Here is a 24,443-nt window from a genome sequence, read left to right as displayed (position 1 = left end):
GCAGGTGCGGTGGTTTTTTCCTTCTGCCTTGTTGTGGGAGAAGGACAAGGCTCCGGGATCACCCGGCCTTCAACCGCGAGCCGGTGAGCAGGCCGCGTTCCTCGAGCACGGGGTAAGCCATCGAGGCGAGCAGCGAGTTGATCTGCTTCAAGTCGCGGATGGTGTCGAGATGGATGGAGCTGGTCTCGACACTCTTGGCGGTGCCGTCGCGCAGCCGCACGAAATGGCTGGCGCTGGTCTCCTTCTCGCGGTCGCGCAGCCGGTCCTTTTCCAGCACCAGCTGGCGGGCTGTCTCCGGATCGCGCGAGACCAGCACGTTGAAGGCAAGCCGTGCGTTGGCCAGCACCGAGGCGTGGAAGGCGCTAAGCTCGCGCCAGCCCTCGGGCGTGAATTCCAGCCCGCGCTCGAGCTTCTTCCTGACATGCACCAGCATGTTGCGCACGATGATGTCGCCGACCTGTTCGAGCTTAACGCAGGCGCCGATCAGCTCCTGGCAGCGCAGCGCCTCGTCTTCGCTCAACGGGTTTTTGGTGACCTTGGCCAGATAGAGCTTTATCGCTGCGTGCTTCTTGTCGACGCGGTCGTCGAGCGCGGCCAGCGCCTTGATCTTGTCGGCGTCGGCGCTCTCATAGAGCTCGATGATGCGCTTCAGCATGATCTCGACCGTCTCGCAGACCCGCACCACCTCACGGGTGGCGTTGGCCAGCGCCTGGCTCGGCACATCCAGAGCGCTGTCGTTGAGCGCGGACAGCTCGACGACGTCGAGCGCTTCGGCCGGTGCCGGTTTGGTGCCGAGCGCCACGATCTTTTCCGAAGCGCGGTAGACGAGGCCGGCCAGCGGCAGGCCGGCAACCAGGATCAGGATGTTGAACAGGATATGCGCGTTGACGATCTGGTCGGGCACGGTAGTGCCGAGAAAGGCGACCGGCGGCTTCAACCACAGGAACAGGATCAGCATGGCCAGAGAGCCCATGCCGCGCATCAGGAGATTGCCGATCGGCACGACACGCACACCCGGGTCTGCATTGCGGGTGAGCAGCGGCGCGATGATCGACGAGCCCAAATTGACTCCGAGCACCAGCACAATGCCGAGTTCGGGCGGGATGAAGCCGCGACCGGCCAGCGTCACCATCAGCAGCACCGCGGCGATCGAGGAATGAAACAGCCAGGTGACCAGCGCCGCCAGCAGATAGGCGGTGACCGGGTCGCTGGAGAAGTAATCGACGATGACCGGCATCAGCGTGCTCTGGCGTAGCGGCTCCGATGCCTGGCCGATCATCTCCAGCGACAATACCAGCAGGCCGATGCCGACCAGGATACGGCCGAACTGGCGCCAGTCGCGTCGCTCGGTGGCCATGAACATGACGGTGCCGGCGACAAGACAGATCGGCACCAGCAGCGACAGGTCGAAAGTGAGCAGCTTGACCACCAGCGCCGAGCCGATCTCGGCGCCACGCACGGCAAGCTGGCCCGAAATGCCGCTGACGATGCCGGCGCCGGCGAAGGAGCCGACCAGCAAGGTGACGGCGGTGGAGCTTTGCAGCGCGATCGCCAGGCCGCAGCCGGCCAGAACCGCCATGAAGGGATTGCGCATGGTCGCGCGCAGCTTGTGGCGCAGCACATCGCCATAGGCGCGCTCGACGCCGGTCTTCACCAAGCGGGTGGCAAACAGCATCAGCGCCACCGCGCCGGCAAGATGCAGCAAAACGACCGAACCGCTCATGTCAGGCTCGCATTCCGACAGGCGTCAGCGATGCGAGCACCCATGACGGCGAAGAGGCAAAAGAGGGGGCGAATCAAGGACATTGCAAAGGTCGATACTACTACGATTACTTTTAGCCGGATAATAAATTTTGCCCAATTCGGCCGGCTGTTGGTGCGCGACAGGGCGTGTCGGAAATGGATGGATCGCAAAATGGTTGCATTGCCGGCCGGCTTCCGGATGACCGCGCGGTCAAGTGCCGACGACCCCTTCAGATCCGGTTTGATCGAAGTGTTGAATTAGCGTTCTAAATATATGAAATCATTACAAAAATGTAATCCGCGTGTTCAGTTTCGGTTCATTCTTCGGCCTCTACTGCTTGGGCATCGACAACCAAGGAGTACTCCCGTCATGAAACGCATCATCCTTTCCGCAGTCGCCGTCTCGATGCTGGCTGCGACGTCCCTGCAGGGCCAGGCAGCGCCGCTGAACGCGCCGAATGCACCGCCGTCGACCTACAGCCAGGTCGACTGGAAGAAGCCGGACAGGCACGTGAAGAAGCGCGTCGTGGTGAAGAAGAAAGTCGTCGTGAAGAGGAACCATTGGCGCAACGGCCAGAAATATTCGAGCTGGAAGCGCCACCAGCCGATCCGCGACTATCGCCACTATGGCCTGCGTCGTCCGGGCCGTGGCCAGGAATGGATCCGCGTCGGCAACGACTATCTCTTGGTCGGCGTCGTCTCCGGCATCATTTTCGGCGCGATCGCCGCGCACTGACTGTCAAAACGTCGACCGGCTATGCCGGAATAGGAAAGAAGGTGGCCCGCAACGGCCGTCTTCTTGTGCCCTGTGAAAACCGGGTATGGTCCGCATTAGGAGTCGTCGGGTTTCGCCGGCGTGATTATATGGAGGACAAACGAGCCGTTCCCCATGCGCTTTCCACCTGCCTTCCTCGACGAGATACGCGACCGCGTGCCGATTTCATCGGTGATCGGCCAGCGCGTTGCGTGGGACAGGAAGAAGACCAACGCGCCGCGCGGCGATTATTGGGCATGCTGTCCCTTCCATGGCGAGAAGAGCCCGTCGTTCCATTGCGAGGACAAGAAGGGCCGCTACCATTGCTTCGGCTGCTCGGTTTCGGGCGATCACTTCAAGTTCCTCACCGAACTCGACGGGATGAGCTTTCCCGAAGCAGTCGAGAAAATCGCCGACATGGCCGGCGTGCCGATGCCGATTCGCGATGCCCAGGAGGAACGGCGCGAAAAGGAACGCGCCAGCCTGACCGAAATCATGGAAATGGCGACTGCCTTCTTCCAGGAGCGGCTGCAGGGACCGGAAGGCGCAAAAGCCCGCGCCTATCTGCGCGACCGCGGGCTGACACCGGCGACGCAGCAGTCGTTCCGGCTCGGCTATGCGCCCGACAGCCGCAATGCGCTGAAGGAGCATCTTGCCGCCAAGGGCGTGCCCAAGGCCGATATCGAGGCGTGCGGGCTGGTGCGCCATGGCGACGACGTTCCGGTTTCCTACGATTGGTTCCGCGACCGCATCATGTTCCCGATCCCGGATTCCAGAGGCAAGATCATCGCCTTTGGCGGCCGTGCGCTGGCCGCCGATGCGCTCGCCAAATACATGAATTCGCCCGACACCGAGCTCTTCCACAAGGGCAATGTGCTCTACAACTTCGCCCGTGCGCGCCAAGCACTGGCAAAGGGGGCGCTGGCCAAGGGCGGCACGGTCATCGCCGTCGAGGGCTATATGGACGTGATCGCGCTGGCGCAGGCCGGGTTCGAGAATGTCGTGGCGCCGCTCGGCACAGCGCTGACCGAAAACCAGCTCGAACTCCTGTGGCGCATGGCGGGCGAGCCGGTGCTGTGCTTCGACGGCGACCAGGCCGGACTGAAGGCGGCATGGCGCGCCGCCGACATGGCGCTGCCGGCGGTCCAGGCAGGCCGCTCGGTGCGCTTTGCGCTTCTGCCCGAAGGCAAGGATCCCGACGATCTGGTCAAGGCCGAAGGGCCGGACGCGTTTCGCGCCGTGCTTTCCGAGGCGCGGCCGCTCGCCGACCTTTTGTGGGTGCGCGAAACGGCCGGCGGCATCTTCGACACGCCGGAGCGACGGGCGGAACTGGAAAAGACGCTGCGTGAACTGACCAGCCGCATCCGTGACGAGAGCTTGCGCTACCACTACCAACAGGAAATGCGCGAGCGGGTGCTAAGCTTTTTCGGCACCCAGCGCGGCGCGCGCCAAGGCTATCAAGGGGGGCGCCAAGATGGGCGGCCCGGCGGGCGCTTTCAGGGCAAGGGCTCAGCTCCTGGCGGACAGTTCGCGCGCGGCGGCAATGCCGGCGGACGCACCGCGATTACCGAAAGCCTTGGCCGCTCGGCGCTTGTCAAGCGCGGCAGCGAAGGGATGGCGGTGCGCGAGGCGACGATCATCGCAGCTCTTGTCAATCATCCGGCACTGATCGACGAGAATTTCGCACATGTCGAGTTCCTCGACCTCGCCAACAGCGATCTGAAGCGATTGCATGCGGCCATTCTCGATGCGATGGCGCACGACATGGCTAACGACCGCAACGCGGTGATCGCGACGATCGAACGGGCCGGCTGCGGCGAGATCTGGGCGCGCGTCGTGGCACTGATCAAGCGAGCGCGGCAATGGCCGGCGCTGGAAACAGCCGGACTTGACGATGCCCGCGACGCCTTCAGCCAGGCGCTCCACTTGCAGCGCAGCGCGCGCACCTTACATAAGGAGCTGAAACAGGCGGAAGCGGCGCTCGCCAGCGATCCCACGGACGAAAACTACCGGCATCTCGTCGAGATCCAGGCGCAATTTCGTGATGTGCAAGCAACGGAAGCGCTGATTGAAGGGTTCGGCGTGTCTTCGGGCAGGGCCGGGCGGGTGTAGTTCGAAGCTTACGAAAGAGTGAAAGTGCAGAACCGTGCTTGCGCGTCGAATCAGCCGCGGCGCTTTAAGTCGGGTAATTGATTCGCTTTTTTCATGCGAATCATGCGAGAGGCGCTTGACCTTCTGGCAGAATGACGGAATCAGGACGATTCGAAACGTTAACCCGTACCGGCGTCGACGGGAAATGCAGCGATGTGAGGTACCGGTCACTGGACAGGCAGTCAGCCTGCCACAGATACCAGGGTTAATCTGGACTTAACGAGAGATGCAGTTACTGGCCCGGGGAAGCGCGTTCTAGAGCGAGCGCATCTGATTTAACCGGCACGGCAGCTTACGCGGCTTGATACTTGGCCGCTTGGAGAAAATAAAGAATGGCGACAAAAGAAAAGGAAGAGGTCGAGACCGAACGTGAAGGCGCCACCGACGGCCCTCTGCTCGACCTTTCTGACGATGCTGTCAAGAAGATGATCAAGGCCGCCAAGAAGCGCGGCTATGTCACCATGGACGAACTGAATTCGGTGCTGCCCTCGGAGGAAGTGACCTCCGAGCAGATCGAGGACACGATGGCCATGCTCTCCGACATGGGCATCAACGTGGTCGAGGATGACGAGCAGGGCGAGGAGCCCGAAGCCGCCGATGCGGCTGCCGACGCCGAGGAAGACGCCAACGAACTGGCCGAGCAGACCGGCACCGCCGTTGCCGCGACGACCACCAAGAAAGAGCCGACCGATCGCACCGACGATCCGGTTCGCATGTATCTGCGCGAAATGGGCTCCGTCGAGCTTCTGTCACGCGAGGGCGAGATCGCGATCGCCAAGCGCATCGAGGCCGGCCGCGAGACGATGATCGCGGGCCTGTGCGAAAGCCCACTGACCTTCCAGGCCATCATCATCTGGCGTGACGAGCTCAACGAATCGAAGATCCTGTTGCGCGAGATCATTGACCTCGAAGCGACCTATGCCGGGCCGGAAGCCAAGCAGGCGCCGGTGGTCGAGCGGATCGAGGAAGCCAAGGTCGAGGAAAAGCCGCGCCGTTCGCGCGAGGACGAGGACGACATCACCAATGTCGGCGCCGACACGCGCGGTCTGACGGACGACGACGAGGAAGACGAGGACGAAGCGAGCCTGTCGCTGGCGGCGATGGAAGCGGAGCTGCGCCCGCAGGTGATGGAGACGCTCGATGTCATCGCCGACACCTATAAGAAATTGCGCAAGCTGCAGGACCAGCAGGTCGAGAACCGGCTTGCTGCCGCCGGCACGCTGTCGCCCAGCCAGGACCGCCGGCTGAAGGAGCTGAAGGACCAGCTGATCAAGGCGGTGAAGTCGCTATCCCTAAACACAGCGCGCATCGAGGCATTGGTCGAGCAGCTCTACGATATCAACAAGCGCCTGGTGCAGAACGAAGGCAAGCTGTTGCGGCTGGCCGAAAGCTATGGCGTGCGCCGCGAAGAATTCCTGAAGGAATACCAGGGCTCGGAACTCGATCCGAACTGGACGCGCTCGATCGGCAATCTGACCTCGCGCGGCTGGAAGGAATTCACCAAGAACGAGAAGGACGCGATCCGCGACCTGCGCGCCGAGATCCAGAACCTCGCCACCGAAACGGCGATCTCGATCCTGGAATTCCGCAAGATCGTCAATCAGGTGCAGAAGGGCGAGCGCGAAGCCGCGATCGCCAAGAAGGAAATGGTGGAAGCCAATCTGCGCCTCGTCATTTCCATCGCCAAGAAATACACCAATCGCGGCCTGCAATTCCTCGACCTGATCCAGGAAGGCAATATCGGCCTGATGAAGGCGGTCGACAAATTCGAATACCGCCGCGGCTACAAGTTCTCGACCTATGCGACGTGGTGGATCCGGCAAGCGATCACCCGCTCGATTGCCGACCAGGCGCGTACCATCCGCATTCCGGTGCACATGATCGAGACGATCAACAAGATCGTGCGTACCTCGCGCCAGATGCTGCACGAGATCGGCCGCGAGCCGACGCCGGAGGAACTGGCGGAAAAGCTCGCCATGCCGCTGGAAAAAGTGCGCAAGGTGCTGAAGATCGCCAAGGAGCCGATTTCGCTCGAAACGCCGGTCGGCGACGAGGAGGATTCGCATCTCGGCGATTTCATCGAGGACAAGATGGCGATCCTGCCGATCGACGCGGCGATCCAGGCCAATCTGCGCGAAACGACGACGCGGGTGCTTGCTTCGCTCACCCCGCGCGAAGAGCGCGTGCTCAGAATGCGTTTCGGTATCGGCATGAACACCGATCACACGCTGGAGGAGGTCGGCCAGCAGTTCTCGGTCACCCGCGAGCGCATCCGCCAGATCGAAGCCAAGGCGCTGCGCAAGCTCAAGCACCCGAGCCGCTCGCGCAAGCTGCGGAGCTTCCTCGACAGCTGATGCCGGGTAACGGACAGGCAATTTAAAGGGCGCTGCGGCGCCCTTTTTCGTTCATGCCAGGAATTGTCTCGCCAGACGGTGCGGTTGTTGTTGCAGCACACCTGCTGTGGGAGGATAATCTCGTGTCGGATGCATTTTCTGGGCGACAAACCCGGATGCCCGCCCCGGCAGTGACGCCGTGCTCCGAGGCCTCCGGAGGGAGGTGTGCATGACAAACTATATCGTGCTGATCAACTGGACGGAGCAGGGCGCCAAAAATGTGCGCGAGTCGCCGAAGCGGCTCGATGCCGCCAAGAAGCTGCTGGGAGACATGGGCGGCTCGTTCAAGGCGTTTTATCTCACCATGGGCGAATGCGATATGGTGGCGATCGTCGAAGCGCCCGACGATGCGGTGCTCGCTCGTTTCTCGCTGATGCTGGCGACAGGCGGCAATGTGAGGACGCGGACGCTCAAGGCTTTCCCGGAATTGGCCTATCGCGAGATCATCGCCTCGCTCGGCTGAGGCGTTGCGCGGCTACAGATCCGCGCAAGCTGCCGAGTCCCGGCACGGTCAGGCGCCGCTTGACGGCGCCCGGCCAGGCTGGCCCGAAATGTTGCCAGGCGAAGGTATTTCCCGGATAGTCAGCGCAGCCCTCAGCTCGCGTCTCGAAACACATGCCCAAGCCTCTGCTGACCATCTGGTACAACACCCGTTGTCCGGTTTGCGATGCCGGTATCGTCAGGCAGGAGCGACGGCTGGTCGAGGCGATCAAGGCGGGGCGGATCGCGTTTCGCGACATCAATGCCGAACCGGCGGCACTGGCCAGATACGGCGTGTCGCTGGAGGACATCCGCCGCCGGCTGCACGCAACCGATGCGAACGGCAAATTGCTGGTTGGCGCCGATGTCGCAATTGCCGTCTGGCGGATGACGCCGGGCGAGGGCTGGCTGGCAGCGCTTTTCGGCAACCGCACCGTGCTGCCGTTGACGCGCTATGCCTATGATCGCTTCGCCGATCTTCTCTATGCCCGGAACCGGCGAAAGGGCCGCTGGTAAGCGGCGCAGACAAGCTGCGTGCCCCGAGCCTTTTGGGACTCCGGGGAGGTTCAGCCACTTCCTTAGCCGCAAACGCGCTATTTCAATCCCGTGCGGGAATCACGTTACATCGTAAGATATATCTTGATTCAATCACCTCGCCTGCCTAATTAAGATGTATCGTAAGACATAACTCAAGGAGCAGACGATGCACGGACATCATCATTTCGGCGAACATGCCGAGCGCGTTTTCATGCACATGGCCGGCAAGTTCGGCGGCCGTGGCGGCGGCTTCGGCCCATTCGGCCACGGCATGAGGGGCGGCGGGCGCGGCGGTTCGGGCGACATGTTCCGTGCCGGGCGCATGCTGGCCGACGGCGATCTCAAGCTGATCACGCTGTCGCTGCTGGCCGAGGCGCCGCGCCACGGCTACGACATCATCAAGGCGCTGGAGGAACGCACCAGCGGCGTCTACAGCCCGAGCCCGGGCGTGGTCTATCCGACGCTGACTTTCCTTGAAGAGGCCGGCCATGCCGTCTCGTCGGCGGAAGGCAACAAGAAGGTGTTTTCGATTACCGAGGCGGGGCGGGCGCATCTCAATGACAATCGCGAGATGATCGACCACGTCCTTGATCATCTCGAGCGTTTCGGCCGCAAGATGGCCAAGGCGCGCGACTGGTTCGGCTGGAACGACGACGGCGAGGATGGCGGACGTCGCGGCCGCGGCCGATCGGAAAAGCGCGATGAATTCCGCGCCGTGCGCCACCGGCTGCGCGCTGCCCTCGGCGACATCGTCGACGCGCCGGCTGAAAAACAGGCCGAGGCGATCGCGATATTGAAAGGGGCGGCCGAAGCCCTGGAAGCGCTGTCGCGCGACTGACTTCTGGGTCCGGATGCGGCGCCCTTGCCCGTTTGCCTAGGGACCGCTAGTGAAATCATCCTGCACCACGCTATGTGATGTAGGATGATTGCCGTTGGAGGGCCCGCCCATGTCTTTTCTGAAACGTCTTTTCGGCGGTGGCGGCGGTGACGCGGGCGAGCCAAAGAGTGCTGCACCGGCAAAGCAGATCGAGCACAAGGGATTTTTGATCAGCGCCACGCCGTACAAGGCGGAGGGCCAATACCAGACCTGCGGCGTGGTTTCTAAGGAAATCGACGGCGTGGTGAAGGAGCACAAATTCATCCGCGCCGACCGTTTTGCCGGGCTCGACGACGCCGTCGACATCTCGATCAAGAAGGGTATCCAACTGGTCGACGAGCAGGGCGAGAAGATGTTCGGTTAGATTCTCACAGTCTTGGATCGATTGGCTCGCTCTCCAGCGCCAGCACGCCAAAAACGCACTCGTGAATCCGGCGTAACGGCTGCTTGGCGACAAATCGCTTCAGCGCCTCGTGGCCGAGCGCGAATTCCCCGAGCGCCAAGCTGCGCTTGCCGCCCAAGCTTCGCTCTCGCAGGCGGACCAGATTGTCCGGCGCATCATATTCGGGGCCATATATGATGCGCAGGTATTCTCGGCCGCGGACTTTTAGCGCCGGCTGGATATGCCCCTTCTTGCTCCGACTGATGAAGTCGCGCGGTTTAACCACCATCCCTTCGCCACCCGAGCCCGTCAGTGCCTCCCACCAGCCGACAGCCTCCGCGCACGCGCTGTCGTCGGCCGGATCGACCGTGCGCCATCGCGTGCGCGTTACCACGCCATCGCCGGCAGCCAGACGGTCTGCAAGCTTCATGTGCCAAACGTGGTCCTGGTCAAACCAAACACGTCCCTCACTGGCGAGCAGGTGGAACGGCGCAACCTTCAGGTCATCAATGCCCGAGACTGGCCACACATAGGGTGCCCAGGCGGTGGCGTATTTGGCCGCATGCGAAGCCCGGTCCTCCAGGCGCGCGTCGAGGGCGGTTGCATCGACGCCGCGCGCCATCGCGCGGGCAAGCGCCTCGCGACTAACCTGGAAGCCGGCGGCCGAGGACGTTGCCACCGGCGCATACTGGCTTTCAATCAAGCTGCTGGCCTTGGCCGACCAAGGCATTATCTCGGTGTCCAGCAGCAGCCAGTCGCTGTTCAATTCGTTCCACAGGTCCGCCGCCTCGACGTTGGCGCGGAGACGGGCAAGCAGGCCTTTCGTCATGGCTGGATCGTTGAAAAAGGAGCGTCCGGTCCGGGTCCAGATCGCGCCGGTTCCATCGCCCAATGTCCCGAAGCGGTCACGCGCCGTCTGCGCGTTTCGGCACAGCGCGATCACTGCCCGCGAACCCATATGCTTCTCTTCGCATACCACCTGAGCGACATCACGTTCGCGGAAGTAGGCGAAGGCGTCCTCGGGGCGCTCCAGCCAGCTGCCTTGGCTACTCGTCTCTGATGGCGACATCGTCGGCGGCAGATAGATCAGCCATTGCGGCGGCAGCGCGAAGCGGCTCATCACCTCCAATGCCGCCGAGGCATTCTCCTCGGCCACGACGATCCGGCCCCTCAGTTCGGTCTCGATCCAACGGCGGCCGGAGACATCCTGGTAATCGAGTACCCCGTCGGCGTCGGCCTGTGCCGATTTGCCCGGACCGGACCCGCCCAGCGGACGTATCGGTTCCGACCAGGTCTGGACGGCTGGGACATCGACCAGTTCGCGTTCCGGCCAGCGCAAAGCCGTCAGTTTGCCGCCGAATACGCAGCCGGTGTCGATGCACAGGGTGTTGTTGACCCACTCGGCCGACAGCACCGGCGTGTGGCCGTAGATCACGGCCGTCTTGCCACGATAGGCCATGGCCCAGTCCGCTCGTACGGGCAGGCCAAATTCGTCGATCTCGCCTGTGGTCTCGCCGTAGAGGGCAAATTCACGCACGGCGCCGGAGCCACGCCCTATCATCTCTTCCCTAAGGCCGGCATGGGCGACTGCGAGGCGCCCGCCGTCCAGCCAGACATGGCTTCGCAGGCCGTCGAGGAAGGCCGGCAGGGCCTCTCGCAGACCGCGATCCTGAGCGTCCAATTGGTCGATCGTTTGCTGAAGGCCGTGAGCGACCGTGACCTTGCGGCCTTCCAGCCACCGGCCGAGCTTGCGTTCGTGGTTGCCCTGGACACAGTAGGCGGTCCCGGCTGCGACCATGTTCATCGCGATGCGCAGGACATCGGGCGTGTTGGGCCCGCGATCGACGAGATCGCCGACAAAGACGATCTTGCGGCCCTCCGGCGGGGTCACGGCAACTGTCCGGTCGTCGCGATCCTCGGACCAAGCGAGGCTGTAGCCGAGTCGACTGAGCAGGATCTGAAGTTCATCGGCGCAACCGTGGATATCGCCTATGATATCGAACGGCCCATGATCGTCGCGCTTGTCGGTCCACAGCGGTTGGCGCGAGACCTTGGCCACGTCGATGCTGGTCTCGCTGGTGAGCTTCCAGACCTGGCGGAAGCCCTCACGTTGCAGGCCGCCGAGACCCTTGCGGATTTCGCTCGTCATGCGTTGTGCCACCCCGGGCCCGAACGGCCGGTCGGGGCGCGACGCGTTGCGCGCGACGCAGACATCGACACCAGGATCGATGACCACGGCGACTGGCAGAGCGTGCCACTTGCGCGCCAGTTCGACCCAGGCCTTGCGGTCGGCGGCCCGCACATTGGTGGCGTCGATGACGGCCAGCTTGCGGTGCTTGAGCCGTTTGCCGGCGATCTCGCGCACCAGATCGAAGGCGTCGGCCGAGACGTCTTGATCAGTCTCGTTGTCGGTGATGAGCGCGCGGCAGCGATCCGAGGAAATGATTTCGGTCGGCAGGAAATGCTTGGCGGCGAAGGTCGACTTGCCCGATCCGGTCGAGCCGATCAGCACAACCAGAGCGAAGTCAGGGATGGTGAGATCAGTCTTGTCAGGCTCTCTCATCGCGTGAACACCGCCATCTGCGTGGGCGCCCCCAGGACAGGGTCCTCGGCCCCGATGCCGCTGAAGACGGCGGCATAGCCATAGGTCTCACCGATTTTGGCCGCCCAGGTTTCGAACTGGGCGCGGCTCCATTCGAAGCGGTGGTCCGGGTGGCGAAAGGCGCCAGGGACCAGGTTAGCGAACAGAACGTTGTAGTCCGCATTCGGAGTGGTCACGATCACCGACTTGGGCGCCGTCTCGCCGAAAACGATGCGTTCGACCAGAGGCAGCCTGTCCTCGTCGAGATGCTCGACGACTTCGACCAGCACGGCAACGTCGGCTTCGGCCCAGCGGCTATCCCGATACGTCAGCGATCCATGCAGCAGCATGACCCGACCCTCGGACGGCCCGCCGAACTCGTTCAGCTTGAGACGCTTGGCAGCCCATTCCAGTTCGCGAACTGCGGGATCAAGTCCAAACAGCTTGTGGACCCATCGTTCGCGCACAAGCCGATAGAGTAGCTTGCCTTCGCCGCATCCCAAATCGGCAATGGTGGTTCCGCCGGTGGCTCGGATGGCCTCCACCACAGCGTCCATACGCAAATCGTTCAGCCGGATCGGCACCTCCAGCGTCTCCTCGGGCGCAACGCGGACTTCAGGGGGCAGCGCCTCGCCGGCCGTCTCGGGAGCCAATCGCTCCAGGGCGATACGGGCCAAAGCCCCGCGATTGCGCAGATAGCGACGTACGATGAGGTCTTTGGCAGGATGGTTTTCCAGCCAGCCCTCGCCCTTGGACAGCAGCTTGTCGATCTCAGCCTCGCCGACCCAGTAGTGCTTGGCGTCGTCCATCACCGGGATCAGGACATAAAGGTGGTTCAGCAGGGCACTTAGCCGGCCGGTGCCGGTCAACTTCAGGTGGCCGTATCGGGGGCCGCTTGCACTAGACCCGACATCCTCTATCGGCGTCAGATCGACGGTCCACCCCAAAGGTTCGAACAGGCCTCGAACCAGAGCCTCACCGCCGCGCATCGGCAGCGGTGTCACCACGGCCTCCAGCGGCAGGTCGCTGTCGGCCAATTCCTGGCGCTCCTTTGATATGCCGGTCATAGCGGTCCGCAGCGTTTTGTTCAGCGCCACCGACAGGAAGGACGATGCCGCATAGGGCCGGTCGTTTACATACTGGTCCAGCAGGCCTTCCGCCTGACCTTTGCCCCGCACGAGCCCTATCGGGTCGACGTCGAGCAGTAGTGCAGCCTCGCAACGCTCTTCAGTCGCCTCGGGATAAAACAGCCACGCCTTGCCGAAGGACAGCTCGGTCTCGTGCAGACGATCGGGGTGCTTGTGCAGCAAGAACCCGAGATCTGTAGCCGGACGATGCGTTGTGGCGACGGAGAGGAACATCGGCGACCGATAACGCAGACAAGCAGAATAACCAATGGTGTCGCTTGGTTATCTTAATAAAAGACCACTAACACTTTGACCCGGGCGCAACCGCGCTAGCGGATAGCAAAAAAGGCAAGCGCCGGGCGCCTGCCTTTTGGTTCTGATTACCTGTTGTTCGCGCCCTACGCGGCAGCGGCAACTGCCCCGGTTGAGGCCACCACCGCATCCACCTTGGCCGATGCCTTGGCCAGAGCGGCGGTGACGGCGTCGGGACCCATGCCGACGCCTTCGATGCGGATGACTTCGACGTCGGTCATGCCGATGAAGCCAAGCACGCTGCGGAGATAAGGGATGGCGTGATCCATCTGCACGGCAGCGCCTTCCGAATAGATGCCGCCCGAGGCAAGGACGATGTAGACCTTCTTGCCGGTGACCAGGCCCTTCGGGCCGTTCTCGCCATAGGCGAAAGTCTTGCCGGAGCGGGCGACGTGATCGACCCAGGATTTCAGCGTCGACGAGATGCCGAAATTGATGAAGCCGGTGGCGAGGACGATGGTGTCCGCCGCAAACAGTTCATTCAGCACGCCGTCGGAAACACCGACGACCTCGGCCTGGCGCTGGGTGCGGGCTTCGACCGGTGTGTAGATGCCGGTCGAATAATCGGGATCGATATGCGGCAGCGGGTTGGCGACGAGGTCGCGGACGACAAGCTTGGACGAGGGATCGGCGGCAATCAGTTTTTCGGCGAGCTCGGTGGCGATACGGGTCGAGTGCGAGGCATTGCCGCGCGGGCTGGAAGTGACAAGAAGGATGGACATGGCGGGTCTCCAGGATGAGTTGAAATGTCCCGGCAAATATGGGTCTGCCAGCCCATTTGAAAAACTGGTATATTTTGTGTACAATCCATCTAAATTATGGATGGGATGATGCAACCCAACCCAACACTCGACCAACTGCAGATCCTGGTCACGGTGGCCGACACCGGCAGTTTCTCCGCCGCCGGCCGCAAGCTCAACCGCGCGCAATCGGTCATCAGCTATGCTATCGCCAATCTGGAGGCGCAGCTCGGGCTGAAACTGTTCGAGCGCGAGGGTACGCGCGAGCCGCAGCTGACCGAGATCGGCCGGGCGATGCTGGAGGACGCGCGACGAATGACCGGTGTGCTACAGCGCATCCGCTCGCGCGTCGACGGCCATCATCAGGGGCTGGAAGCCGAAGTGGCGCTGTCGGTCGATGCGGCGCTGCCCTCACCGGTGCTGGTGCGGGTGCTGAAGGCTTTCGAGGCTCAGTTTCCGACCGTGATGCTGCGCCTCCATATCGGCACGCTCGGCCTGATCCCCGATCATGTCGTCAGCGGGCAAGCCGATCTCGGTGTTGGCGGCCTGCTGGGCGAGGTCGACGTCCACCTTGTGCGCATCGGCTTCATGTCGATAGTTCTGGCCGCCGCGCCCAGCCACCCGCTGGCGCTGCTGCCGAAGCCGGTGGCAATCGAGGAGGTGCGCGAACACACCCAGCTCGTTGTCACCGACCAGTCCGAGCGCACCAAGGGGCGCGACTTTGGCGTCTTTGCCTACCGCACCTGGCGGCTGACGGATCTGCGCACCAAGCATATGCTGATGCGCGAGGGGCTGGGCTGGGGCGGGCTGCCGCGCTGGCTGATCGCCGACGATCTGACAAGCGGTCGTCTGGTCGAACTCGACCTCGAGCCTTACAGCGAGGTGCGTTCGCCGCTGTTTGCCATGCACCGCGCCGATCGCAGTCCGAAACCGGCGGCTGCCTGGCTGATCGACCAGTTCAAGCGCCAGCTCGGCTGCTTCAACGAGTTCGAGCCGGGCCAGGTGGCTACAGCGCCGCGCGTCCCCTCGGACGCGCAAAGGAGGCTGTAGTGCTTTATTGTTGCGTGTGATCCTTTCCGAACTTTTGGTTCGGGTTCAGGCGCTAGGATGAGCTGGGGATAGTCCGTCGATGAGCGCGACGAGGACAGTGCGATAGTCCTCGGTCGAAGCGCCCGCTTCGACGGCCAACGCCGCGCGGTCGAAGGCGGCGGCGAGCAGCGCGGTCAGCGCCTCCACCGGCAATCTCATCATGGACTGCGAGCGCATCGCTGCAACCAGGCCTTCGCGCAGCGAGCGGTTGCCGTGGCGGTTGTCGATCTCGTCCATGGCGGCGCGGCCGAGCACGGCCGGTCCGTCGAGTAGCAGCAGCCGGGTGCGGCCAGGTGCGCGCATGGCGGCAAGATAGGCATCCGAGCCGGCGATCAGCGCGTCGCGGGCAAACAGCGAGGGCGGCGAGGCGCGCTCGATCTCTTCAGCCACCGCCGCCGCCTCCTGCTCGACCACGGCGGCAAACAGCGTCTGCTTGTCGGCAAAGTGATGATAGAGCGCGCCGCGCGTGACGCCGGCCGCAGCCACGATCTCCGGCGTGCCGGTTTCCGCATAGGACTTTTCGGTGAACAGTTTTCGCGCCGCGGCGATCAGGTCGGAGCGCGTTGCTTCGGTGCGATCACGGTTGGAACGCCGCGCGGATTTTTGTTGCATACATGCAGCCTGTATGTTAATTCGTATTTACATGCAGACTGTATGTTATTTGACGGGAGAAGGAAAGATGAAGACGACGAGCTATTATCCAGTGCTGATGACGGGCGACGTTGCCGGCACGGCAGCCTTCTATGTCGCGCATTTCGGCTTCCAGCCATTGTTTGAGAGCGACTGGTACGTGCATCTGCGCTCAATCGAGGATCGCCGGGTCAATCTCGGCATCGTCCAGGGGGATCATGAGACGATCCCGGAGGAAGGGCGCGGCCGCACGTCAGGCCTGCTGATCAATTTCGAAGTCAGAGACCCGGATGCAATCTATGACCGGGTCATCGCTGCCGGCCTGCCGATCTTGCGAACGCTCCGCGACGAACCCTTTGGCCAGCGCCATTTCATCACCAAAGACCCGAATGGCGTGCTGATCGATGTGATCAAGCCGATCCCGCCGAGCACCGAGTTTCTGGAGCAGTATGCCGAAGGGGCCGCGGGCTGAGCGCGATAGCGACTGGCAGGAACTGTCTGCAGATGTGACGTGAACGCGTCGGCCGCGTGGCCGGCCACGTCTTTGCGGTCTATGCTAAGGCCTATCAGCCTGAGCCCATTCCATGCGTGAAATCTGCTTTGTCCGCGCACCCTCAAACCTTGGCCTCCGCCCACTGAGGCCAGGTCATATACCGGGGACGTGGCGTGCGCCGCAGGTGTTGACCGAAGCCGGCTTGATCGAGACGCTTGCGCCCGCCAAAGTGGTTGATCTTGATCGGCCCGCCTATAGCACGGAGCCGCAGCCGGGCACCCGGCTGCGCAACGGCAATGCGATACGCAGCTTCAATCTCAGACTCGCCGAAGTTGTTGCCGGCGCGCTGGGACGAGGCGAGTTCCCGCTGGTCGTCGGCGGCGACTGCGCGGTCCTGCTTGGCGTGCTGGCTGGCGCACGGCGATCTGGTCCGCTGGCACTGGTCCATGTCGACGGCCACAGCGATTTCCGCCATCCGGGCAATTACGACATCAACGCTTCACTCGGCTCGGCCGCCGGCATGGACCTTGCGCTCGCCACCGGACGTGGCGAGCCGTTGCTGACCGACTGGCCTGATATCGCAAGCCCCCTTGTTGCGGACGAACAGGTGATTCAGATCGGCGAACGCGAGAACCGCGACCCCGACTTCGCCTGGCCGGACATCAATTCGACCGCGATGACGCTGATCGATGTCTTTGCCGTGCGGGAGCTTGGCGCGGCAAAGGTCCTGGAAAAGACCTGGACCACGCTGGCGCGAACCGGCTCGCCCTATTGGGTGCATTTTGACGTCGATGCGCTCGACCAAACGGTGATGCCGGCGGTGGATTCACCAGGCAGTCCCGGCATCGATCCCGACGATCTCGTCGCCATCCTCGCCGCGCTGGTGGCGGATCCGCGCTGCACCGGAATGGACATGACCATTTTCGATCCGGACCTCGATCCGACCGGAGAGCTGGCCGTGCTGCTGGTTTCGCTTCTCGGCCGGATCTTTGCACCGAGGTAATCAGCTTCGCGCCACCGGCATCAGCGTGACCTGAGTAATGCCGGAGCGGCGTACCACTGTGCACAGCGTTTCGCGGCCGATGCGCTCGGCGTCGAGCATGCGCACCAGATCGTCGACGCCGGTGACCGGGCGGCCGTCGATGGCGGCGATGATGTCGCCCTCTTTCAGGCCGGCTCTGGCGGCCGGGCTGTTCGCCTCGACACTGCGCAGACGCACCGCCGTGCTGCTCGACACTTGCGACAAAAGGGCGGCGCGACGCGGCAGGGTTGTCGTGTCGGCCGAGACACCGATGAAGGCGCGGCGGACGCGGCCGAAGCGGATGATCTCCGAAATGACGAAATTGGCGGTGTTGGAGGCAACCGCGAAGGCAATTCCTTGCGCGCCATGGATCATGGCTGTGTTGACGCCGATGATCTCGCCCGCCGACGACACCAGCGGTCCGCCGGAGTTGCCGGGGTTGAGCGCTGCGTCGGTCTGGATGACATCGTCGATCAGCCGGCCGGTGGAGGCTCGCATCGAGCGGCCGAGCGCTGAGACGACACCTGATGTGACGGTCCATTCGAAGCCGAGCGGGTTGCCGATGGCAATGGCGATCTGGCCGCGCCGCAGGCGCTTGGAATCGCCGAGCGGCGCGATATCGGCAAAGCTGCCGCCGGCACGCACCAGCGCGATATCGGTGTCAGGGTCGCGGCCGAGAACACGGCCTTCTCTGGAGACGCCGTCCGGCATGGTGACGCGGACGCTGCGGGCATCGCCGACGACGTGGAAATTGGTGACGACCAACCCGTCCGGCGTGATGACGAAGCCGGAGCCTTGGCCGCCGGCGCCACCGATGCGTTCGATACGGCAGACCGCGGGACCGATGCGGTCCACGGCATCGGCGACCGTTGCCGAATAATCATCGAGCAGTGCATCGTCGAACTGCAATTGCTGGGCGGGGAGGGACATGGCAGGGCTCCGTGTCTTTAGAGCAAGATGAAGGATGCCTATATGTGCGGAGCGGCCGGATCGGCCGCGACCTGACCAGATGGCCAGTCCAACGCCCAACTAGCCGTCAGGCGAGTACCCGCCAACGCGCTGCCGAGCGATATCTGGGGGTAGAGCGACGAGCGTCCATTGGACGCTCAAAGTACGCTCTAAGACTTTGAGTTCTCGCGTCGTGCTTTCCGAAAATCGATTCCGATTTTCGGGCCGATGCGATAAAAATCCAGGAGATCCAAGATGAGCGACTTCAATCTGAGCGCATTTTCCGACGCCATCGCCGATATCGCCGCCGCAGCGGCGCCGGCGATCGCGAGCTTCGCCGCGCATCAGCATCGCACCGCGACCGCCTTCCACTGGCGCGACGGCTATTTTATCGCAGCCGAGGAGGCGGTGGAGGCCGGCGAGGAGATCGAGCTGAAGCTTTCTTCGGGCGACAAGGTGAGGGCTGAACTGGTCGGGCGCGATCCATCCACTGGGACGGCCCTTCTGAAGCCGACCGGCGCGCCGGACGTGCCGTCGCTGGCCAAGGCAGGCACGGTGCGGCCGGGCCATCTCGCCATCGCCATCGGCAATAGCGACGGTGCGTCGCTCGCCGCATTCGGCACGGTCAGTGAGGTCGGTCCGACCTGGCGCTCAATGCGCGGCGGTACGATCGACCGGCGCATCAATCTGGCCGTCAATGCCGGCGGCCGTTTCGAGGGCGGCCCTGTGCTCGACGCCAAGGGCGCACTGATCGGCATGCTGCTGTTCGGGCCGCGCCGGCGGGCGCTGGTCATGCCTTACGAGACGATCGAACGGGCGGTGGCGACGCTGCGCGAGAAGGGCCATGTCGCGCGCGGCTATCTCGGCGCCGGCCTGCATCCGATCCGCAACGGCGACACGCATGGCGCGATGGTGATGAGCCTCGACGACAATGGCCCGGCAAAAGCCGCTGGCCTGCATCTCGGCGACATCATCGTGTCGTGGAACGGCGAGGCCGTGCACGGTCCGCGCGAGCTGATCCGCAGGCTCGGGCCGGACAGCGCCGGCGCGTCGGTGACGCTCGGCGTGGTGCGCGGCGGCGAACAGCGCGATGTGGTGCTGACCATCGGCGAAAAGCCGCTGAACTGAGAAGCTCGATGGCAAGTCACGGGATCACGGGGCGGCGGCTGACGGTGCTGATCGCGCTGGATGACGCCGCGCGCGCCGGACACCTGTCCACGGCCCTTGCCGCGACCGACGATCTGCTGGCGATTGTGGCCGGTGGCAGCAATAGCGCCGACAGAGCGGATGTCGCGGTTGTCGATGAGAATAGCCTGGAAAGAGAGGGCCTGGAGGGCGGGTCCAGCGACCCCGCGATACCTCAGGTGCTCCTGTCTCAACGAGCCAGCCGGCAGCGGCCGGTCGATACCGTGTTTGCCGTGCTTCCGGCGGCAGCGGACGATCTGCTGATCGTGGCCGCCGTGCGGCTGGCGGCGGCTGGCTACCGGATCTCGGGCGAGGGCCGCACCTTGTCCGATCGGCATGACGATTTTGCTTTCCATGACGACGACCTCTCCGACGAGGAGCCGGTCGACGACAGGACCGAGCGGCCGGCGCTTTCGCCGCGCGAGAGCGAAGTGCTGGCGCTTTTGGCCGAGGGCGCGCCCAACAAGGTGATCGCGCGGCGCTTGAACATTTCCGTGCACACAGCGAAGTTCCACGTCGCGGCGATCCTGATCAAGCTGGGTGCGGCCAACCGCACCGACGCGATCGCCATCGCCATGCGGCAAGGCCTGGTGCTGGTGTGACGGTGGACTACACGGCCGGTTCGATATCCGTCAGCCGGAAATCGTCGCCCTTGAACAGCAGCGGCATGGCTTCGAGACGGGCCGTGGCATATGCGATGCAGTCGCCGAAATTGAGAGCGGCCGGATGCCGGCCCTTGCCATAGCGCAGGAAGGCCTGACGGGCCACAGCGGCATGGTCGGCCGTAAAAGGGATCGTCTCGATCGATGCGGTGCGCAAAAAGGCTTCGAAGCGGTCGACGATCTGGTCCTGCCAGCGGCCGACTAGCACCATTGTCGTCTCAACCAGGGTCGGTGCCGCGAGCAGCCGTCTTTCAGCCTGGGCGATCGCCAGCACGAAACGATCATAGCCTGGTTCCGTGCGCAAAATAGCGACGAGGGCAGAGGAGTCGATGATCATCGCGTCGGGATCCCGAGTTCGTCGTAGCCGAGGATTTCGTCTTCGGTCATCGCGTCTTGGCGTTTCGGTATCTGCGCGGCTCTTTCGGCGATTGCCATAAGGCGCTGAAAAAGATCGTCGGCCTCATCGCGCGGCACAAGCCGCTCGCGCGCAACTTCGCGCTCGAGGCTTTGACGGATCGCTTCCGTCACCGACACGCGACGGCGGCGGGCAAGTTCCCGCGCCAATTGCTCGACTTCCGTGTTCTTTATCGATAGAGCCATTCTATATTCCACCTCTTTTTATAGAATATATATTACTCCGCTGTCGAGTCCATGGATTCGTAGCGCCTCCGTAGCGTCACCACCTCTCGGTGCTTGCCGCTCTTGTATCCGGCGACGGCGCGGGCAAGGATCGCGACCAACAGAATTGCAAGGAGGCGGAAGATATGTCCCTTAAGGGAAAAACGCTGTTCATCTCCGGCGGGTCGCGCGGCATCGGGCTGGCGATCGCTTTGCGCGCCGCGCGCGACGGCGCCAATGTGACGATCGCGGCCAAGACCGCCGAGCCGCATCCAAAGCTGCCGGGTACGATCTACACGGCGGCTGAGGAGATCGAGCAGGCCGGCGGCAAGGCGTTGCCGATGTTGTGCGACATACGCGAGGAGGGGCAGGTGGCCGAGGCGGTCGCCCGGACCGTCGAAAAATTCGGCGGCATCGACATCTGCATCAACAATGCCAGCGCCATCCAACTCACCGGCACGCTCGAAACCGATATGAAGCGCTACGATCTGATGCACCAGATCAACACCCGCGGCACGTTCTTGGTTTCCAAAATGTGCATTCCGCACTTGAAGTTGGCTGACAATCCTCACATCTTGAATCTGGCGCCGCCGCTCGACATGAAGGCCAAATGGTTCAAGAACCATGTCGCCTATACGATGGCCAAATTCGGCATGTCGATGTGTACGCTGGGCATGAGCGCGGAGTTCGCCAGGGACGGCATTGCTGTCAATTCGCTGTGGCCGATCTCGACGATCGATACGGCAGCGGTGCGCAATCTTCTGGGCGGGGCGACAGTGGCGGCGATGAGCCGCTCGCCCGATATCATGGCCGATGCAGCGCATGCGATCCTGCTCAGGCCGTCGCGCGAAGCGACCGGCAATTTCTACATCGACGAGGAGGTGCTGCGCGCCGAGGGCGTCAGCGATTTTTCGATCTATGCGCCTGATGCGACAGGTCCGCTCGCCGGTGACTTCTTCGTGCCCGACGAGGTGTTCGCGAATTCGGTTACGAACATAAAAGGGATTTATTAGCGAGAATCGCGCTGCTTTCTGAGCACCGTATTTCGGGCTGGTCGCTCTCGTTTGGAAGAGTTTGAGGCGGAGGGCCACGTGAGGAATGGTCTGGGCCTCGCATAGGCTCCGGTTCTCCACCGAAGCCGGAAACAAAACCCCGCCGGCGAGGGGGTACCGGCGGGGCTCATGCGTCCCGCTGGAGTCGGGACAGGGCAGGGAAGCCCTAGCCAGAATCTGGGGTGGACGACCTCGCGATTCAATGCCTGGTTAAATCGCGACGTACATTCTCTCCTTCAACCTCGGCTCATTGCCGGAAATCGCCCATCCCGGTGAAACCGGGGTGGGCGATTTCTTCCCGTATAGATTCCCGAAACCAGTTCAGGTTTCTGGAATCGTTGCTTTTAAGTTGGCCATGGTCTTTACGAAAGCGGTTTCCGCTTTTTGCTTCGCTGACCTTCGGTTTGAGGCCATGGCCTAATTCGCACTGGCGACCGGCGCCACCAGCGAGGTGATGCGGCGGATGGCGACGCGACGATTCTCGCGCTCAGGCTCCGACGTATCGACCTTGAGATACTCCTCGCCATAGCCCTGTGTCGTCAGGTTCTCCGGCGGGATGCTGAAGGCATTGGTCAGGGCTTCGGCGACAGCCTCCGCGCGACGGTCGGACAGGGCGAGGTTCGCCTCCGGCCTGCCGACGGCATCGGTATGGCCTTCGATCAGGAAGGTTTCCGCCGGGTTCTTCTCCAGCAGCTTCTCCATGGCGCTGGCGACCCCTTCCAGCTTCTGCACTTCGGTCTCGGGTATCGAGGCTGAACCGAATTCGAAGTTCAGCGTGTCGAGGTCGATGCGGCGGGCGATGTCGCGCACGCGGGCAGAGCGCTTGACCTCGTCGATCGAGTAGAGGCGCTGAACCCTCTCCACCGGCGGCTGTTCGAGGAAGGTATAGTAGTCGTCCGGATCCTCGACCTCTTCGGAATCCAGAATGTACTCCTCGCGCGGAATGTCGATCCGAATCGGCGGCAGGTCGTCGCCCGGATCGCGCCAGTCGCCATCGTCCTCGTAGTACCGCTCGTCAACATAGCTCAGCACATATTCACGTCCGTCGGGCGCGATGCGTGAACGCTGGATGACGTCGCCGTAGCGGTTGCGGATGGTGACGATCTGGATTCCGTTGTCACGCTCGACGATTTCCCGGGTGCGATCGCCCGACAGTTCCTCATAGTAGACGTTCCTCGCGCCACGGCGCATGCGCGGCGTGTCGTCGCTTTCCACGATCGTCTGGTTGTTGAACTGTAGGATAACGCGGTCGCCGAGTTCCCTAACAACGTCGACCCCTCGCGGGCGTGGACGGCGGCGAATGTCCTCGACGTCGGGCACACGCTCAACGCGTTTGCCCTTTTCCTCCGTCACCGGAACCATCCTCTCAAGCTTGAGCTCCTGCTGGGCCGCCCTGTCGTCGGTGGGCGGCGGTCCCTGGTCGACCGGAGCCGGCTTCGGGGCTTCCGCCTGCTCGCCGTTCTGCTGGGTGGGCTGCCCACCCGCGTCCTGGCCGACCGTCTCTTGCGCGTTGTCCCTGCCGCCCTTGCGCTTGCGCCTCGCATCCTTCTGGCTGTCGAACACGGGAGCCTCGCCCTGGGCCGGACCTTCCCCTTCGGCGGGCGCGGCCTGTTGGCCATCGGCGGGCTGTTCGCCGGTTGTGGGCTGCTCTTCCGTCACCGGCTGTTCGCCGATAGGCTTCTTGCGACGTTCCTTAGCCTGCTCCCGGGGCTTTTCGCCCTCAGCCGGAGCCGCTTGCTGGTCGGTCGGAAGCGGCTCGCCCTGCTCGCCGGCGGGCGTGTCCTGTTCGGCTGGCGCAGCCTCGATCTGCTGATCCTGGTTCCGCTTCTTGCGCGGCTTGACCTGCTCGTTGTCATTTGCAGGTGCCGCCTTCTCGCCTTGCGCCGCCTGTCCGGCAGGCTCTTCGGCAGGTGCCGTTTCGATCTGCTGTTGCTGATCACGCTTCTTTCTGCGCGGTGTTTGCTCTTCGGCCGGGGCGGCCTGCTCGGCGGGCGCTGCTTCGATCTGCTGTTGGTCGCGCTTCTTCCTGCGCGGTTTTTGCTCTTCGGCCGGGGCGGCCTGCTCGGCGGGCGCTGCTTCGATCTGTTGCTGCTCGCGCTTCTTCCTGCGCGGTTTTTGCTCTTCGGCCGGTGCCGCCTGTTCGACGGGGGCTGATTCGGTCTGCTGCTGCTCGCGCTTCTTTCTGCGCGGTTTTTGCTCTTCGGCGGGGGCGGCCTGTTCGGCAGGGCCTGATTCGGTCTGCTGTTGCTGCTCGCGCTTCTTTCTGCGTTGATTGCCTTCTTGCTCATCCCCGGAAGGCGCCGCCTGCTCCGTGGGAGCCGATTCAGCCTGCCGCTCGCGCTTCTTGCGAGGCTTCTGCTCAGGTTCTGCCTGCTGTGCGCAGCCTTCCCCCGACTCGCCTTCGGGGCAATTCGATTGCGCCAGGATCAGTGGGGCCGTCATGCGTTGCAAAGAATCGAACGCGGCGCTGCCCTGCAACGGGAATGCGCCCAACGGGGCGGACGCCATCAGCAGGCCAAGTGCCGTGCCTGCCAGAATCCGTGGTTGGCGTTTCATTAGAAATCCTCCTTTTGGCGTCCCATCCCGGCCCAAACTGCTCATCAACCGGATTGGTTCCGGTTAGCAGGCATTAACGGCCACGAAGGGCGATTGGCCGGCGTTTTGAAGG

The 24,443-nt window shown here is 63.3% G+C and carries 22 protein-coding genes; 13 read left to right on the top strand and 9 right to left on the bottom strand.

Annotated elements, in window-relative coordinates; translation table 11 throughout:
• Positions 1 to 58 precede the first annotated feature (58 nt).
• A complete protein-coding gene (locus tag AC0L25_RS19695) occupies positions 59 to 1,723 on the bottom strand; it encodes a Na/Pi cotransporter family protein (protein ID WP_473597047.1) in 1,665 nt (554 codons plus the stop codon).
• Positions 1,724 to 2,113: 390 nt separating this feature from the next.
• Here AC0L25_RS19695 and AC0L25_RS19690 point away from each other — a divergent pair, with 390 nt between their 5' ends.
• The 7 genes from AC0L25_RS19690 to AC0L25_RS19660 all read left to right on the top strand — a co-directional run bounded on the left by AC0L25_RS19690 (position 2,114) and on the right by AC0L25_RS19660 (position 9,299).
• Complete coding sequence (locus AC0L25_RS19690; protein ID WP_473597046.1) at positions 2,114 to 2,479, top strand: RcnB family protein; 366 nt, start codon at positions 2,114 to 2,116, stop codon at positions 2,477 to 2,479.
• Positions 2,480 to 2,632: 153 nt separating this feature from the next.
• Entirely contained in the window at positions 2,633 to 4,609 is a 1,977-nt protein-coding gene (gene dnaG, locus AC0L25_RS19685; protein WP_473597045.1) for a DNA primase, read from the top strand.
• Between the two features lie 371 nt (positions 4,610 to 4,980).
• Positions 4,981 to 7,002 carry an RNA polymerase sigma factor RpoD gene (gene rpoD / locus AC0L25_RS19680; RefSeq protein ID WP_473597044.1) on the top strand — a complete coding sequence of 674 codons (2,022 nt, stop codon included), beginning with the start codon at positions 4,981 to 4,983 and terminating at the stop codon, positions 7,000 to 7,002.
• Positions 7,003 to 7,210: 208 nt separating this feature from the next.
• A complete protein-coding gene (locus tag AC0L25_RS19675; RefSeq protein ID WP_065009207.1) occupies positions 7,211 to 7,504 on the top strand; it encodes a GYD domain-containing protein in 294 nt (97 codons plus the stop codon).
• Positions 7,505 to 7,656: 152 nt separating this feature from the next.
• Positions 7,657 to 8,037, top strand: coding sequence for a thiol-disulfide oxidoreductase DCC family protein (locus AC0L25_RS19670; RefSeq protein ID WP_473597043.1), 381 nt, complete (start codon positions 7,657 to 7,659; stop codon positions 8,035 to 8,037).
• A 187-nt stretch (positions 8,038 to 8,224) separates the two neighbouring features.
• Positions 8,225 to 8,896 (top strand): PadR family transcriptional regulator, encoded by a 672-nt coding sequence (locus AC0L25_RS19665; protein WP_473597042.1) that lies wholly within the window; start codon positions 8,225 to 8,227, stop codon positions 8,894 to 8,896.
• 109 nt (positions 8,897 to 9,005) lie between these two features.
• Positions 9,006 to 9,299, top strand: a complete 294-nt coding sequence (locus AC0L25_RS19660; protein ID WP_027151173.1) for an HlyU family transcriptional regulator — start codon at positions 9,006 to 9,008, stop codon at positions 9,297 to 9,299.
• A gap of 4 nt (positions 9,300 to 9,303) precedes the next feature.
• Here AC0L25_RS19660 and AC0L25_RS19655 read toward each other — a convergent pair whose 3' ends face one another.
• The 3 genes from AC0L25_RS19655 to AC0L25_RS19645 all read right to left on the bottom strand — a co-directional run bounded on the left by AC0L25_RS19655 (position 9,304) and on the right by AC0L25_RS19645 (position 14,059).
• Positions 9,304 to 11,880, bottom strand: coding sequence for a polynucleotide kinase-phosphatase (locus AC0L25_RS19655; protein ID WP_473597041.1), 2,577 nt, complete (start codon positions 11,878 to 11,880; stop codon positions 9,304 to 9,306).
• Entirely contained in the window at positions 11,877 to 13,259 is a 1,383-nt protein-coding gene (locus tag AC0L25_RS19650; protein ID WP_473597040.1) for a 3' terminal RNA ribose 2'-O-methyltransferase Hen1, read from the bottom strand. The genes AC0L25_RS19655 and AC0L25_RS19650 overlap by 4 nt, the downstream gene beginning before the upstream one ends.
• A 164-nt stretch (positions 13,260 to 13,423) precedes the next feature.
• The gene (locus tag AC0L25_RS19645; protein ID WP_473597039.1) at positions 13,424 to 14,059 is read right to left on the bottom strand and encodes an FMN-dependent NADH-azoreductase; all 636 of its coding nucleotides are present in this window, start codon (positions 14,057 to 14,059) and stop codon (positions 13,424 to 13,426) included.
• A gap of 108 nt (positions 14,060 to 14,167) precedes the next feature.
• On the opposite strand from AC0L25_RS19645, the gene AC0L25_RS19640 reads away from it, so the two are divergent.
• Positions 14,168 to 15,127 carry a LysR family transcriptional regulator gene (locus AC0L25_RS19640; RefSeq protein WP_473597038.1) on the top strand — a complete coding sequence of 320 codons (960 nt, stop codon included), beginning with the start codon at positions 14,168 to 14,170 and terminating at the stop codon, positions 15,125 to 15,127.
• 45 nt (positions 15,128 to 15,172) lie between these two features.
• On the opposite strand, the gene AC0L25_RS19635 is transcribed toward AC0L25_RS19640, so the two are convergent.
• Positions 15,173 to 15,778 (bottom strand): TetR/AcrR family transcriptional regulator, encoded by a 606-nt coding sequence (locus AC0L25_RS19635; protein WP_473597037.1) that lies wholly within the window; start codon positions 15,776 to 15,778, stop codon positions 15,173 to 15,175.
• Between the two features lie 67 nt (positions 15,779 to 15,845).
• On the opposite strand from AC0L25_RS19635, the gene AC0L25_RS19630 reads away from it, so the two are divergent.
• Both AC0L25_RS19630 and AC0L25_RS19625 read left to right on the top strand, forming a co-directional pair.
• Positions 15,846 to 16,268, top strand: coding sequence for a VOC family protein (locus AC0L25_RS19630; protein WP_473597036.1), 423 nt, complete (start codon positions 15,846 to 15,848; stop codon positions 16,266 to 16,268).
• Positions 16,269 to 16,473: 205 nt separating this feature from the next.
• On the top strand, positions 16,474 to 17,292 hold the full coding sequence (locus AC0L25_RS19625; protein WP_473597035.1) for an arginase family protein: 819 nt from the start codon (positions 16,474 to 16,476) through the stop codon (positions 17,290 to 17,292).
• On the opposite strand, the gene AC0L25_RS19620 is transcribed toward AC0L25_RS19625, so the two are convergent.
• Positions 17,293 to 18,240: a S1C family serine protease gene (locus tag AC0L25_RS19620; RefSeq protein ID WP_473597034.1), complete on the bottom strand. Its 948-nt coding sequence runs from the start codon at positions 18,238 to 18,240 to the stop codon at positions 17,293 to 17,295.
• Between the two features lie 273 nt (positions 18,241 to 18,513).
• On the opposite strand from AC0L25_RS19620, the gene AC0L25_RS19615 reads away from it, so the two are divergent.
• Both AC0L25_RS19615 and AC0L25_RS19610 read left to right on the top strand, forming a co-directional pair.
• On the top strand, positions 18,514 to 19,386 hold the full coding sequence (locus tag AC0L25_RS19615) for a S1C family serine protease (RefSeq protein WP_473597033.1): 873 nt from the start codon (positions 18,514 to 18,516) through the stop codon (positions 19,384 to 19,386).
• Positions 19,387 to 19,394: 8 nt separating this feature from the next.
• Positions 19,395 to 20,045 (top strand): helix-turn-helix transcriptional regulator, encoded by a 651-nt coding sequence (locus AC0L25_RS19610; protein WP_473597032.1) that lies wholly within the window; start codon positions 19,395 to 19,397, stop codon positions 20,043 to 20,045.
• 7 nt (positions 20,046 to 20,052) lie between these two features.
• On the opposite strand, the gene AC0L25_RS19605 is transcribed toward AC0L25_RS19610, so the two are convergent.
• Positions 20,053 to 20,442 (bottom strand): type II toxin-antitoxin system VapC family toxin, encoded by a 390-nt coding sequence (locus AC0L25_RS19605; RefSeq protein WP_352954866.1) that lies wholly within the window; start codon positions 20,440 to 20,442, stop codon positions 20,053 to 20,055.
• Complete coding sequence (locus AC0L25_RS19600) at positions 20,439 to 20,705, bottom strand: type II toxin-antitoxin system VapB family antitoxin (RefSeq protein ID WP_352954867.1); 267 nt, start codon at positions 20,703 to 20,705, stop codon at positions 20,439 to 20,441. Before AC0L25_RS19600 ends, AC0L25_RS19605 begins: the two co-directional genes overlap by 4 nt.
• A gap of 164 nt (positions 20,706 to 20,869) precedes the next feature.
• Here AC0L25_RS19600 and AC0L25_RS19595 point away from each other — a divergent pair, with 164 nt between their 5' ends.
• Positions 20,870 to 21,736, top strand: a complete 867-nt coding sequence (locus tag AC0L25_RS19595; RefSeq protein WP_473597031.1) for an SDR family oxidoreductase — start codon at positions 20,870 to 20,872, stop codon at positions 21,734 to 21,736.
• A gap of 456 nt (positions 21,737 to 22,192) precedes the next feature.
• On the opposite strand, the gene AC0L25_RS19590 is transcribed toward AC0L25_RS19595, so the two are convergent.
• The gene (locus tag AC0L25_RS19590) at positions 22,193 to 24,331 is read right to left on the bottom strand and encodes an OmpA family protein (protein WP_473597030.1); all 2,139 of its coding nucleotides are present in this window, start codon (positions 24,329 to 24,331) and stop codon (positions 22,193 to 22,195) included.
• Positions 24,332 to 24,443: the final 112 nt, after the last annotated feature.

Source organism: Mesorhizobium sp. WSM4813 (assembly GCF_055811555.1).
This window is presented reverse-complemented; position numbering and strand designations above follow the sequence as displayed.

Coding starts and splice junctions, on each gene's coding strand:
- AC0L25_RS19595 (WP_473597031.1), top strand. CDS start 20,870: ATGTCCCTTAAGGGAAAAACGCTGTTCATCTCCGGCGGGTCGCGCGGC.
- AC0L25_RS19660 (WP_027151173.1), top strand. CDS start 9,006: ATGTCTTTTCTGAAACGTCTTTTCGGCGGTGGCGGCGGTGACGCGGGC.
- AC0L25_RS19605 (WP_352954866.1), bottom strand. CDS start 20,442: ATGATCATCGACTCCTCTGCCCTCGTCGCTATTTTGCGCACGGAACCA.
- AC0L25_RS19690 (WP_473597046.1), top strand. CDS start 2,114: ATGAAACGCATCATCCTTTCCGCAGTCGCCGTCTCGATGCTGGCTGCG.
- AC0L25_RS19630 (WP_473597036.1), top strand. CDS start 15,846: ATGAAGACGACGAGCTATTATCCAGTGCTGATGACGGGCGACGTTGCC.
- AC0L25_RS19655 (WP_473597041.1), bottom strand. CDS start 11,880: ATGAGAGAGCCTGACAAGACTGATCTCACCATCCCTGACTTCGCTCTG.
- AC0L25_RS19665 (WP_473597042.1), top strand. CDS start 8,225: ATGCACGGACATCATCATTTCGGCGAACATGCCGAGCGCGTTTTCATG.
- AC0L25_RS19675 (WP_065009207.1), top strand. CDS start 7,211: ATGACAAACTATATCGTGCTGATCAACTGGACGGAGCAGGGCGCCAAA.
- AC0L25_RS19620 (WP_473597034.1), bottom strand. CDS start 18,240: ATGTCCCTCCCCGCCCAGCAATTGCAGTTCGACGATGCACTGCTCGAT.
- AC0L25_RS19640 (WP_473597038.1), top strand. CDS start 14,168: ATGCAACCCAACCCAACACTCGACCAACTGCAGATCCTGGTCACGGTG.
- AC0L25_RS19600 (WP_352954867.1), bottom strand. CDS start 20,705: ATGGCTCTATCGATAAAGAACACGGAAGTCGAGCAATTGGCGCGGGAA.
- AC0L25_RS19590 (WP_473597030.1), bottom strand. CDS start 24,331: ATGAAACGCCAACCACGGATTCTGGCAGGCACGGCACTTGGCCTGCTG.
- AC0L25_RS19635 (WP_473597037.1), bottom strand. CDS start 15,778: ATGCAACAAAAATCCGCGCGGCGTTCCAACCGTGATCGCACCGAAGCA.
- AC0L25_RS19650 (WP_473597040.1), bottom strand. CDS start 13,259: ATGTTCCTCTCCGTCGCCACAACGCATCGTCCGGCTACAGATCTCGGG.
- dnaG (WP_473597045.1), top strand. CDS start 2,633: ATGCGCTTTCCACCTGCCTTCCTCGACGAGATACGCGACCGCGTGCCG.
- AC0L25_RS19610 (WP_473597032.1), top strand. CDS start 19,395: ATGGCAAGTCACGGGATCACGGGGCGGCGGCTGACGGTGCTGATCGCG.
- AC0L25_RS19645 (WP_473597039.1), bottom strand. CDS start 14,059: ATGTCCATCCTTCTTGTCACTTCCAGCCCGCGCGGCAATGCCTCGCAC.
- rpoD (WP_473597044.1), top strand. CDS start 4,981: ATGGCGACAAAAGAAAAGGAAGAGGTCGAGACCGAACGTGAAGGCGCC.
- AC0L25_RS19670 (WP_473597043.1), top strand. CDS start 7,657: ATGCCCAAGCCTCTGCTGACCATCTGGTACAACACCCGTTGTCCGGTT.
- AC0L25_RS19695 (WP_473597047.1), bottom strand. CDS start 1,723: ATGAGCGGTTCGGTCGTTTTGCTGCATCTTGCCGGCGCGGTGGCGCTG.
- AC0L25_RS19615 (WP_473597033.1), top strand. CDS start 18,514: ATGAGCGACTTCAATCTGAGCGCATTTTCCGACGCCATCGCCGATATC.